Here is an 11803-nt window from a genome sequence, read left to right as displayed (position 1 = left end):
ATGCGCCCGGATCATCACCGGACGTGATGGACAGTGACGTGTCCACCGTGCCCGCTCGCACGGCCCCGTGGCGGGCCCGGCCCGAATCTGTGGACAGCCCCGCCCTTGTGGATAACTCCGTCACCCGTCTGAGTGAGGTGGGCAGGGGGAGGGGGCAGAAACGCAGAGGCGGGGAACCGATCGGTCGTGGAACCAAGCGGGAGAGAACCGGCGTCTGTTTTGTCGCGGGCCGCACGGCGGGGAGCGGCCCGCGGAGTATCCCCAGACATGCGACGACCCCCGCCGGGGGGGAGAGCGGGGGTCGTCTTCCTCGGCCTCGACTCGGGGGGGAGGAGTCGGACCGGGTTAGCACGGTCGCGAACGATCCGTGACTTCCATGGTGTACCCGAGAGCCTTCTCAGGCAAACCCACGCGCCACAGCCTACGCCGAATGGCTGGCCCGTATGCTCGGAGCGTGGAAAACCTGCCCCAGCCACGCGCCGCGGCCTTCTTCGACCTGGACAAAACGATCATCGCCAAGTCGAGCACGTTCACCTTCAGCAGGCCGTTCTACCGGGGCGGACTCATCAACCGGCGGGCCGTGCTGCGCGCCGCGTACACCCAGTTCGTCTACATGCTCGGCGGCGCGGACCACGACCAGATGGAGCGCATGCGGGAGTATCTCTCCGCGCTGTGCAAGGGCTGGAACGTCCAGCAGGTCAAGGAGATCGTGGCCGAGACCCTCCACCAGGTGATCGACCCGATCATCTACGACGAGGCCGCTTCCCTCATCGAGCGGCACCACCTCGCCGGGCGCGACGTGGTGATCGTCAGCTCCTCCGGCGCCGAGGTGGTCGAGCCCATCGGGGAGCTGCTCGGCGCCGACCGGGTGGTGGCCACGCGCATGGTCGTCGAGGACGGCCGCTACACCGGGGAAGTCGAGTACTACGCGTACGGGCCGGCGAAGGCCGAGGCGATCGCCGGGCTGGCCGAGTCCGAGGGGTACGACCTGTCGCGCTGCTACGCCTACAGCGACTCGGTGACCGACGTGCCGATGCTGGAGACGGTGGGGCACCCGCACGCGGTCAACCCGGACCGGGCGCTGCGCAAGGAGGCCGCTGCCCGGGGATGGCCGGTGCTGTCGTTTGAGCGTCCCGTCCGGCTCAGGAAGCGGCTTCCGTCGTTCTCGCTGGGGTCCCTGGGAGCCCTGGGCGCCCGCCCGGCGGTGGTCGCCGGGGCGGCGGTGGCGGCGGCCGCCGGCGCGGCGGGCCTCGTCTGGTACGCCAGCCGCCGCCGGGCGTTCCGGGGCGCCTGAGCGGTGTGACGGCTGACAAGCCAGCAGCCTGCCCGGGCTCCCGTTGACGATGGCCTCAGGGGGGACCTCACGGGTGCCCCCCGCGGATTCTGGCAACAGGCCGGCTCACAGGCCGGCTCAGGCGACGCCGCGTTGCAGCGCCTCGCAGACGGCGACGGACTCCCGCGCCCCCAGCTCCACGGCCTGGCCGCAGCGGGCGATCCAGGCGGTGATGCCCTCCGGCGTGCCAGTGGCGTACTCCGCCAGCCCCGCCAGGTAGGCCTCGGCACCGGCCTCCGCGTGCCCGACCTCGGCAGGCGCCACCGCCTTCGGGTCCAGGCCGCCGCTGATCAGGGTGAGGCGTTCGGCGGCGCGCGCGACGAGGCCGTTGTGGCTGCGGAAGGGGCGCAGCGTGGCCAGCTCGGCGTGGACCAGGCCGGCGGTGACGAGGGCGGGGGCGCGTGAGCTGGTGACGACGAGCCGGGCGAGGGCGTCCAGCCGGGCCGCTACTTCCCGCGCGTTGGGGGGCGGCCCGAGCGCGTCGAGCTCCGGTTCGCCGACGTCCTCGCCGTCGAGCCGGGGCCGACCGACGCCGTCCGGCGCCGTGGCGGCCTCGCCGCCCGCGGCCAGCAGGTGGAGCCGCGCCAGCACCTGGAGCGGTGAGGAGCGCCACACCTCGAGCGACGGGCCCGCCTCTCCGGTGAGCCGCAGCGCCGCCCCGACCGTGCGCGCCCCGGCGTCGCCGCCGAAGTCGCTCCGTCTGCGCACCTCCTCCAGCGCCCAGTCGGCGCCGGAGAGCGCGGCCGAGGCGCGCGCGCCGCGCAGCGCGGCCTCTGCGGCGACCTCAGGGGCGCGCCGGCGCATCACGCGATGCCGGTAGGCGCGGTCGACGGCCGTGCGCGCCGCGTTTACGGCCGCTTCGACCCCGGGCAGCGCGGCCAGGGGCGCCAGTGGATCGCCCGTGGCGCGGGGGGATGCGTCAGCGCTCATGGCACCGCAGCCTACGGCCGCCGCCGCGCGCTACGCTAATGAACATGAAGATCGCTTTCGTTGGCAAGGGCGGCAGCGGAAAGACGACGCTGTCCTCGCTGTTCATCCGGCACCTGGCCGCGCGGGGAGTTCCGGTCACGGCCGTGGACGCCGACATCAACCAGCACCTGGGCGTGGCGCTCGGCCTCGGCGAGGAGGAGGCCGCCGCGCTGCCCCCGATGGGCGGTCAGCTGCCGCTCATCAAGGACTACCTGCGGGGCTCGAACCCCCGGATCCTGTCGGCCGAGTCGATGATCAAGACCACGCCGCCGGGCCGCGGTTCGCGGCTGCTGCGGCTCGGCGAGGACAACCCCGTCTTCGACGCCTGCGCCCGCCGGATCTCTCTCGGCGACGGCGAGGCGCGGCTGATGGTCACCGGGCCGTTCACCGACGACGACCTGGGCGTCGCGTGCTATCACTCCAAGACCGGCGCCGTGGAGATGTGCCTGAACCACCTGGTGGACGGGCGGGACGAGTACGTCGTCGTCGACATGACGGCGGGGAGCGACTCGTTCGCCTCGGGCATGTTCACGCGCTTCGACATGACGTTCCTGGTGGCCGAGCCGACCCGCAAGGGTGTGTCCGTCTACCGGCAGTACCGCGAGTACGCCCGTGACTTCGACGTCGCGCTGCGCGTGGTCGGCAACAAGGTGCAGGGCCCGGACGACGTGGCGTACCTGCGGGAGCACGTGGGCGATGACCTGCTCGTAACGGTGGGGCACTCGGCCTGGGTGCGCGCCCTGGAGCGCGGCGAGCAGCGGCCGTTCGGCGAGCTGGAGGAGCCGGTGCGCGCGGCGCTCGGCACGCTGCATGAGGCGGCCGACGCCTCCTACGAGCGGCGCGACTGGGAGCGGTACACCCGGCAGATGGTGCACTTCCACCTGAAGAACGCCGAGAGCTGGGGGAACGCCAGGACCGGCGCGGACCTGGCCGCCCAGGTGGACCCGGACTTCGTGCTGCGCGAGGAGGCCAGCCCGCAGCCGGTGTGAGCCCGGCCGCGGGCCGGCCGCCCGTGCTCAGCCGCGCAGGAAGTCGCTCCAGCCCTCCTGCGGGGCCTCGCCGACGCCGAGGCTCCGCAGCTTGTCGAGGACCTCGGGATCCTGGGCGTCGAGCCAGTCGACGAGCTGCTTGAAGGAGACACACTGGACGTCCTCGCGCGGGCACAGCTCGGCGATCACGTCCTCGACGGCGTCCATGTAGATGCCGCCGTTCCACTGGTTGAAGTGGTTGCCGATGATCAGGGGAGCGCGGTTGCCGTGATAGGTCCGGTCGAAGGCGGCGAGCAGGCCCTCGCGCATCTGGTCCTCCCAGTACGGGTACAGCGCGGGATCGCCGCTTTCGGGGCCTGACTGGTTGACCATGAAGTTGTAGTCCATGGACAGCGTCTCGAAGGACTCCCCGGGCATGGGCACCAGCTGGAGCGGGATGTCCCAGATGCCGTTCCGCTTGTCCGGCCATACCTGGGGGCCGCTGCCGCTGGCGTCGTAGCGGAATCCGGCGTCGGCGGCGGCCTGCAGGAGGTTGTCCTGGCCCTCCAGGCAGGGGGCCCGTCCGCCTGCCAGCTCCTGCTCGTAGTCGAACGGCAGCGGCGGCAGGTCCTCGAAGCCGGTGGTGGTCTTCCAGTGCTCCACCATCCACTTGGCCTGCTCCAGCTCGCTGGTCCACTGTTCAGGGGTCCAGCTCGCGACGCCGTCCGGGCCGCAGAAATGCCCGTTGAAGTGGGTGCCGATCTCGTGGCCTTCGAGCCAGGCGCTGCTCAGCTCCCGGAGGGTGTCGGCGACGTGGTCGTCGCTGAGGTAGCTGATGTCGGAGGCGCCGGGCTCGCGTTCCGGCGGCCGGTAGAGCTCCCGCTGGTCTTCGGGGAGCACGTAGAGGCCGGAGAGGAAGAAGGTCATCGTCGCGTCGTAGGTGCGGGCGGCCTCCCGGAACCGGGAGAACAGCCCGCTGCCGTCCTCGCCGGCGCCGTCCCAGGAGAAGACGACGAACTGCGGGGGCGGCTCGCCGGGCTCCAGGCGCGTGGGCTGTGGCTGGTGCGGCTGGGCGCCGGTGTACGCGGTCGAGCCGTCGCCGATCAGCCGGGGCGGGGGGTGTTGCGGCGCCTCGCGCGCGGGGGCGCTCGCGCCGTGGCCGCCGTCGCCCGCGGCGTCCTCCGCGCCGTCGTCTGAGCAGCCCGCGAGCGCGACCGCGAACGACGCGGCCGCCGCGCAGCCCGCTCGGAGGGTCCGCCACCTGCCCCTTCTCGGTTGTCCGCCGTATCCGCCGCTGGTGCGGCGTGCGCACGTCATCGCCGATCACGCTCCTCCCGCTGTCGCTGGGTGCCTACGTGACCAAAATGTCCGAGAGTCAGTAAATATGATTGTTAGACATTCGTACCTGATGAGAAGTTCGCTCGGATGGCTCAGCTTTAGGGCGTGTTGAGCTGGATTCCGGGCGCCGCTGGCGCTCCGGGAAAGCGGACGGCCGTGCCGCCCGCGTGCCGTTCGGCGCACGCCCGGGCCGTTCGGCGCAACGGGAGGGCAGCGCGGCGATGACGGGCCTTGTCAAAGGGCATCCGGGCTGATGGGGTGTGTCCTGGGACACAGCTGACATCCGCAGGGGAGATGCCGTGAGTAACGAGAGCCTGGCCAATCTCATGACGGAGAAGCGGAGGTTCGCGCCTCCCGCCGAGGTCGCCGCCAACGCCAATGTCACGAGCGAGGCGTACGCGGCCGCCGCCGCGGACCGGCTGGGGTTCTGGGCCGAGCAGGCGCGCAGGCTCGCCTGGGAGAAGGAGCCCACCGAGACGCTCGACTGGTCCAATCCGCCGTTCGCCAAGTGGTTCGCCGACGGCCGCCTCAACGTCGCGTACAACTGCGTCGACCGCCACGTCGAGGCGGGACACGGTGACCGCGTCGCCATCCACTTCGAAGGCGAGCCCGGGGACAGCCGCTCCCTCACCTACGCCGAGCTCCAGCGCGAGGTCTCCCAGGCGGCGCACGCGCTGACGGAACTGGGGGTGAACGCCGGGGACCGCGTCGCGATCTACATGCCGATGATCCCCGAGACGGTCATCGCCATGCTCGCCTGCGCCCGCATCGGCGCCCCGCACTCCGTCGTCTTCGGCGCCTTCTCCGCCGACGCCCTCGCCACCCGCATCGAGGACGCCGACGCCCGCGTCGTCATCACCGCGGACGGCGGCTACCGGCGCGGCCAGCCCCACGCGCTGAAGCCGTCCGTCGACGAGGCGCTGACCCGTCCCGGCGCCTCCGGCGTCCGCAGCGTCCTCGTCGTGCGCCGCACCGGCCAGCCCATCCCGTGGTCCGAGGGCCGCGACGTGTGGTGGCACGAGGCGCTGGAGCGGCAGCCCGAGGTCCACACGCCGCAGGCGTTCGACGCCGAGCACCCGCTGTTCATCCTGTACACCTCCGGCACCACCGGGAAGCCGAAGGGCATCCTGCACACCTCGGGCGGCTACCTGACCCAGGTCTCCTACACCCACCACGCGGTCTTCGACCTCAAGCCCGAGACCGACATCTACTGGTGCACCGCCGACGTCGGCTGGGTCACCGGGCACTCGTACATCGTCTACGGCCCGCTCTCCAACGGCGCCACCGAGGTGCTCTACGAGGGCACGCCCAACACCCCGCACACCGGCCGGTGGTGGGAGATCGTGCAGAAGTACAAGGTCACGATCGTCTACACCGCGCCCACCGCGATCCGGACCTGCATGAAGTGGGGCGACGACGTCCCGGCCAAGTTCGACCTGTCGAGCCTGCGCATCATCGGCTCCGTGGGCGAGCCCATCAACCCCGAGGCCTGGGTGTGGTACCGCAAGCACATCGGCGGCGACCGCACGCCCGTGGTGGACACCTGGTGGCAGACCGAGACCGGCAGCATCATGATCAGCCCGCTGCCCGGCGTCACCGAGGCGAAGCCCGGCTCCGCCCAGGTCCCGCTGCCCGGCATCAGCGCCACCGTCGTCAACGACCAGGGCGAGGAGGTGCCCAACGGCTCCGGCGGCTACCTGGTGCTCACCGAGCCCTGGCCGTCGATGCTCCGCACCATCTGGGGCGACGACCAGCGCTACATCGACACGTACTGGTCGCGCTTCCCCGGCCGGTACTTCGCCGGCGACGGCGCCAAGAAGGACGAGGACGGCGACATCTGGCTGCTCGGCCGCGTCGACGACGTCATGCTGGTCTCCGGCCACAACATCTCGACGACCGAGGTGGAGTCCGCGCTCGTCTCCCACCCCAGGGTGGCCGAGGCCGCGGTCGTCGGCGCCAAGGACCCGCAGACAACGCAGGCCATCTGCGCGTTCGTCATCCTGCGCGGCGGTGAGTCCGCCGAGCTGGACGAGGAGAGCCTCGCCGAGGAGCTCCGCGCCCACGTGTCGAAGGAGCTGGGCCCGATCGCCAAGCCCAAGCGCATCCTGGCCGTCGACGAGCTGCCGAAGACACGGTCGGGCAAGATCATGCGCCGCCTGCTGCGCGACGTCGCGGAGAACCGCCAGCTCGGCGACGTCACCACGCTGACGGACCCGCGGGTCATGGAGCTGATCCAGCGCAAGCTTCCGCCGGCCCCCGCGGAGGACTGACGCGGCGGCCACCGGCCCCGGCAGGAACCACGGGCCCGGCCCCCGGCGCGCGCCAGGGGCCGGGCCCGCATAGCATCGGCGGAAATCACTCCCCAGGGCGATGGTGCCGAGTCAACGTCTGACGGCCCGCCAGCGTCCCACTAGTGTCACGTGCACTGCCCGGTCCCTCACACCGGCGGCCCACCGTGACAAACCGCGAAGTAAGGAGTCCTCCGATGACCGCAGCCGACGAGGGCCGCAGCCTCGGCGAACTGGTCGCGTCGGCCACGACCGAACTGTCCGCCCTCGTGCACGAGGAAATCGCCCTCGCCAAGGCCGAGATCCGCCAGGACGTCAAACGCGTCCTGTTCGGCAGCTTCGCCGCGATCGTCGCGGGTCTGCTGGGCGTGTTCGCCGTCCCGCTCTTCAGCTTCGCCCTGGCGTTCTGGCTGCGGAACTGGTGGGACATCCCGCTGGCGCTGGCCTGTGCGCTCGTCGGCGCGCTGTATCTGGTGCTGGCGCTGGTGCTGATCCTGCTGGCGAAGGGCAGGTTCTCGCGCGTCGAGCCGCCCCGCCGCTCCCTCGGCTCGGCCCGGGAATCGGCGGCGGTGCTCTCGCGCGTGCGGCCGCACCCCCGGACCGTGCCCGCCGGAGCCCTCGCGGACGCCCCCGCGGACGAGAAGGCAGACTCAGCACTATGACTGCCTCCGTCATCCTCAGGGACGGGCCCTGGACCCACCGGGATGTGGCAGCCAACGGCGCGCGGTTCCACATCGCGGAGGTGGGCGACGGGCCGCTCGTGCTTCTGCTCCACGGCTTCCCGCAGTTCTGGTGGGCCTGGCGCCACCAGCTGACGGCGCTGGCCGACGCCGGGTTCCGGGCCGTGGCCATGGACCTGCGCGGCGTCGGCGGTTCCGACCGCACCCCGCGCGGCTATGACCCGCCCAACCTGGCGCTGGACATCACCGGCGTCATCCGCTCCCTCGGCGAGCCCGACGCGGCGCTGGTCGGCCACGACCTCGGCGGCTACCTGGCGTGGACCGCCGCCGTGATGCGGCCCAAGCTGGTCCGCCGCCTCGCCGTCGCGTCGATGCCGCACCCCCGCGTGTGGCGCTCGGCCCTGCTGACCGACCCCCGGCAGACGGTCGCCAGCGGCGCGGTCTGGCGCTTCCAGAGCCCCTGGCTCCCGGAGCGCCGGCTCGTCGCCGACGGGGCCGCGGCCGTCGGCGAGATGCTGCGGGCCTGGTCGGGGCCGCGGCAGCCGGAGCAGGAGGCCGTGGACGTTTACCGCGAAGCCATGTGCATCCCCTCCACGGCGCACTGCGCGATAGAGCCGTTCCGCTGGCTGGTGCGCTCGCTGGCCCGCCCCGACGGCGTGCAGTTCAACCGCCGCATGAAGCGGCCCGTGCTGGTGCCCACGCTGCACCTGCACGGCTCCCTCGACCCGGTCATCCGCACGCGCAGCTCCGCCGGATCCGGTGAGTACGTCGAGGCGCCCTACCGCTGGCGGCTCTTCGACGGGCTGGGGCACTTCCCGCACGAGGAGGACCCCCTCGCGTTCAGCTCCGAGCTGATCGAATGGCTCCGCGACCCCGAGCCTGACCGGCGGTAACGCGGCCGTGACGGCCCGTGCGGTCATGCCCGCGGCATAGGCCCCGCGACTTCGGGCCCGGGCGGTTACTGACCTTGTGCCCCGGGCAGGGAGACGTTATGGGCTGGACGCACGATTTCCGTGACGTGGCACGTGATCGGAGCGGCAATGGGGCCGCTTCCTCCCGGCAGGCGCAGCGCGCCGTCCGGCGCCTCCAGGGCGTCGCTCCCGGAGAGGATGCGTACCCCCCGTACCCGCGCGATCCTCACATCGGCTTCCCCAGGCTGCTGGGGCGCCGGGCGCGCTGGGTGAGCGTCCGGCTGCGGCACCCGCGCGGCTAGCGGCGCGCCGCACCCGGCCCATACCGCGGCCCATACCGCGGCTCACCTTGCGGTTCAGACCGCGCTTCCGAAAGCGGCTCACACCGCGGCTCACATCGCGCAGTTCTGGCTGTCCACGGGCTCGTCGGCGGTCCGGCCGCGGGCCGCCAGGCCGCGGACCTCGTCATAGGTCAGCGCGTACCCCGTGCTGGGGTCGTCGAGGGACTTGGCGAAGACGACGCCGTAGACCTCGCCGTCCGGCGTGAGCAGCGGGCCGCCGGAGTTGCCCGGGCGGACGGTGGCGTGCAGGGAGTACACGTCGCGGCTGACCGTGCCGCGCCGGTAGATGTCGGGCCCGTTGGCCTCGAACCGCTCGCGCACGCGCGCCGGCCCGGCGGCGTACGGGCCGCTGCGGGGGAAGCCCACGACGATCGCGTCGTCGCCCGTGCCGGCGTCCTCGCCGCTGAACTTCAGGGCGGGCGCGTCGAGCCCGGGCACGTGAAGGACGGCGACGTCGCGTTCCCAGTCGTAGAGCACGACCCGCGCGTCGTACGTCCGGCCGGCACCGCCGACCTGCACCGTCGGCTCGGCCACGCCGCCGACCACGTGCGCGTTGGTCATCACGCGTTCCTCGGCGAAGACGAAGCCGGAGCCCTCGAGCACCTTGCCGCAGTCGGGGGCGGTGCCGGCGACGCGGACGACGGACTCCCGGGCGCGCTCGGCCGCCGGGGAGTCCGCCAGCCCGGGATCGGGAGGCTCCACGGGCGTGATCGGCTCGCTCCCGAACGGCGAGAACACCTGCGGGAAGCCGTGCTGCGCCAGCACGGAGCCGAAGCCGCTGAACCAGGTGCCGGCGTCCTCCGGCACCACCCGCGACACGCCCAGCAGCACCCGCGAGCCGCGCACCTCGCGGCCGATCGTCGGCAGCGTCGTGGTGGCCAGTGCCGCGCCGACCAGCCAGGCGACCAGCAGCATCGCCAGGACGTTGACCAGCGCGCCGCCCGTGGCGTCCAGCGCCCGGGCGGGCGACCACGTGATGCGCTGCCGCAGCCGGTTCCCGGCCAGGGTGGTCAGCGCCTGCCCGACGGAGGCGCAGCCGATGACGAGCACGGCGGCCGCGACCAGCCCCAGCGTGCCCGGCCGGGCGCCCCCGCTCAGCTCGCCCCAGGCCGCCGGGACCGCCCACGCGGCGAACAGCCCGCCGGTGAGGAAACCCGCGACGGACAGCAGGCCGACCACGAACCCCTGCCGGTACCCCACCACCGCGAACCACACCGCCGCGAGCAGCAGAAGGACGTCAAGCGTATTCATCCCCGCCAGACTGTCACGCCTGGTGGTCGAGCGGGATCTCCCTGTCAACGTCCCAGGGCCGTTCCCAGCCCGCGTAGTGCAGGATCCGGTCGATCACCCCCGCGGTGAACCCCCACACGAGGGTCCCGCCGACGAGGAAGCACGGGCCCCGGTGGCCGCTGGGGTGCACGGCGGTGCCGCGCCGCGCCGGGTCGGCGAGGTCGGCGACCGGCGCGGTGAACACCCGCTCCGTCTCGGCGGGATCCACCGGGCCGACCGGCGAGCGGTCGCGCCACCAGGCCAGCACCGGCGTCACCACGAAGCCGCTGACCGGGATGTACAGCCGCGGCAGCGTGGCGAAGATGCGCACCCCGGCCGGGTCGAGGCCCGTCTCCTCGCGCGCCTCGCGCAGCGCCGTCCGCAGCGGGCCCTCGCCCTCCGGGTCGCCGTCCTCCGGGTCGACCGCGCCGCCGGGGAACGACGGCTGCCCGGCGTGGGCCCGCAGCGAGCTGGCGCGCTGCTGCAGCAGCAGCTCGGGGCCCCGCTCGCCCTCCCCGAACAGCACCAGGACGGCCGAGGGCCGCCCGCCGGAGGGCGGCGGCAGGAAGCGGCTGAGCTGCCCGGGCGCCAGGGTGGCCGCCGCACGCGCCACCGGCAGCAGCCACTCGGGCAGGTCCTTGGGGTCCACCCGCAGCGGCTCGGCGCCCGGTGACGCGCTGCTGGTCACGCGCCGCCTTCCCGGCCGGCCCCCGGCAGCGGGGGCGCGGGCTTGCCCGGATAGTCCGGCGGAGGCTTCAGGCGCTGGCCCGGCTGTCCGGCCATCTCGTACTTCAGCAGCTTCTTCGCCTTCTCGGGATCGGTCTCCCCCTCGCCGAAGGACGGGCACAGATGAGCGACGGGGCACGCCCCGCACGCCGGTTTACGGCTGTGGCAGATGCGGCGCCCGTGGAATATCACGCGGTGCGACAGCATCGTCCACTCGGACTTCGGGAAGAGCCCGCCGACCTCGGCCTCGATCTTGTCCGGGTCCTTGGACGCGGTCCACTTCCAGCGGCGCGCCAGCCGCTGGAAGTGCGTGTCCACCGTGATGCCCGGCTTGCCGAAGGCGTTGCCCAGGACGACGTGTGCCGTCTTGCGGCCCACGCCTGGCAGCGTCACCAGGTCCTCCAGCCGGCCGGGCACCTGGCCGCCGAACCGGTCCCGCAGCGCCGCCGACAGCCCGATCAGCGACTTCGCCTTGCTGCGGAAGAAGCCGGTGGGCCGGATCAGCTCCTCCAGCTCCGCCGGGTCAGCGGCGGCCATGTCCTCCGGCGTCGGGTAGGCGGCGAAGAGCCGGGGCGTCGTCTGGTTGACCCTCAGGTCCGTGGTCTGGGCCGAGAGCACCGTCGCGACGAGGAGCTGGAAGGAGTCCTCGAAGTCCAGCTCCGGGTGCGCGTAGTAGTACACCTCGGCGAGCACCCTGTTGATCTTGCGGGCACGCCTGACCACCGACAGGCGCGATTCCGGCTTGTCCCGTTTCCCGCCGCGCCTCCCGCCCCGTTCGCTCTCGGCGGAATCCTGGGATGCACTCACCCGTCCGGCCCTCACTTCCTGCTGGTTCTCGCACCGACCCCGCGTGCGCATGGGCCTGTTGGCCACCGGGCCAGCGTAAACGCCCCCGCCGGCATCCGTCCGCCGCCGGCGGCGGAGCTCCCCCGGCACCGGCACGAACGGCCCCCTGCCTTGGGCCCGCTCGTCCCGGTACG

Annotated in this window: 10 protein-coding genes; 5 read left to right on the top strand and 5 right to left on the bottom strand. The window is 72.8% G+C overall.

Translation table 11 applies throughout. From position 1 onward, the window contains the following. Positions 1 to 430 precede the first annotated feature (430 nt). The gene (locus JK356_RS14305; RefSeq protein ID WP_201868223.1) at positions 431 to 1294 is read left to right on the top strand and encodes an HAD family phosphatase; all 864 of its coding nucleotides are present in this window, start codon (positions 431 to 433) and stop codon (positions 1292 to 1294) included. 117 nt (positions 1295 to 1411) lie between these two features. Here JK356_RS14305 and JK356_RS14300 read toward each other — a convergent pair whose 3' ends face one another. Further along, complete coding sequence (locus JK356_RS14300) at positions 1412 to 2263, bottom strand: Fic family protein (protein ID WP_201868221.1); 852 nt, start codon at positions 2261 to 2263, stop codon at positions 1412 to 1414. 44 nt (positions 2264 to 2307) lie between these two features. On the opposite strand from JK356_RS14300, the gene JK356_RS14295 reads away from it, so the two are divergent. Next, positions 2308 to 3291, top strand: a complete 984-nt coding sequence (locus JK356_RS14295; protein WP_201868219.1) for an ATP-binding protein — start codon at positions 2308 to 2310, stop codon at positions 3289 to 3291. Between the two features lie 27 nt (positions 3292 to 3318). On the opposite strand, the gene JK356_RS14290 is transcribed toward JK356_RS14295, so the two are convergent. Then, a complete protein-coding gene (locus JK356_RS14290) occupies positions 3319 to 4587 on the bottom strand; it encodes a hypothetical protein (RefSeq protein WP_236671319.1) in 1269 nt (422 codons plus the stop codon). A 320-nt stretch (positions 4588 to 4907) separates the two neighbouring features. Here JK356_RS14290 and acs point away from each other — a divergent pair, with 320 nt between their 5' ends. The 3 genes from acs (at position 4908) to JK356_RS14275 (ending at position 8469) form a co-directional block, all read left to right on the top strand. After that, entirely contained in the window at positions 4908 to 6878 is a 1971-nt protein-coding gene (gene acs / locus JK356_RS14285) for an acetate--CoA ligase (RefSeq protein ID WP_201868217.1), read from the top strand. Between the two features lie 215 nt (positions 6879 to 7093). After that, positions 7094 to 7558, top strand: a complete 465-nt coding sequence (locus JK356_RS14280) for a phage holin family protein (protein ID WP_201868216.1) — start codon at positions 7094 to 7096, stop codon at positions 7556 to 7558. Further along, a complete protein-coding gene (locus JK356_RS14275) occupies positions 7555 to 8469 on the top strand; it encodes an alpha/beta fold hydrolase (protein WP_201868214.1) in 915 nt (304 codons plus the stop codon). The genes JK356_RS14280 and JK356_RS14275 overlap by 4 nt, the downstream gene beginning before the upstream one ends. A 410-nt stretch (positions 8470 to 8879) precedes the next feature. Here JK356_RS14275 and JK356_RS14270 read toward each other — a convergent pair whose 3' ends face one another. Genes JK356_RS14270 through nth form a run of 3 tightly spaced genes read right to left on the bottom strand, consistent with a single transcriptional unit; the run spans position 8880 to position 11630 of the window. Next, positions 8880 to 10079, bottom strand: a complete 1200-nt coding sequence (locus JK356_RS14270; protein ID WP_201868212.1) for a MarP family serine protease — start codon at positions 10077 to 10079, stop codon at positions 8880 to 8882. 13 nt (positions 10080 to 10092) lie between these two features. Continuing rightward, on the bottom strand, positions 10093 to 10785 hold the full coding sequence (locus JK356_RS14265; RefSeq protein WP_307815577.1) for a CoA pyrophosphatase: 693 nt from the start codon (positions 10783 to 10785) through the stop codon (positions 10093 to 10095). Beyond that, the gene (nth, locus tag JK356_RS14260) at positions 10782 to 11630 is read right to left on the bottom strand and encodes an endonuclease III (protein ID WP_374100654.1); all 849 of its coding nucleotides are present in this window, start codon (positions 11628 to 11630) and stop codon (positions 10782 to 10784) included. The genes JK356_RS14265 and nth overlap by 4 nt, the downstream gene beginning before the upstream one ends. Between the last annotated feature and the right edge of the window lie 173 nt (positions 11631 to 11803).

It is taken from the genome of Streptomyces sp. 7-21 (assembly GCF_016741785.1).
Taxonomy (GTDB): domain Bacteria; phylum Actinomycetota; class Actinomycetes; order Streptomycetales; family Streptomycetaceae; genus Streptomyces.
Note: the sequence above shows the minus strand (reverse complement) of the source record. Positions and strands in the feature narration are given on the sequence as shown.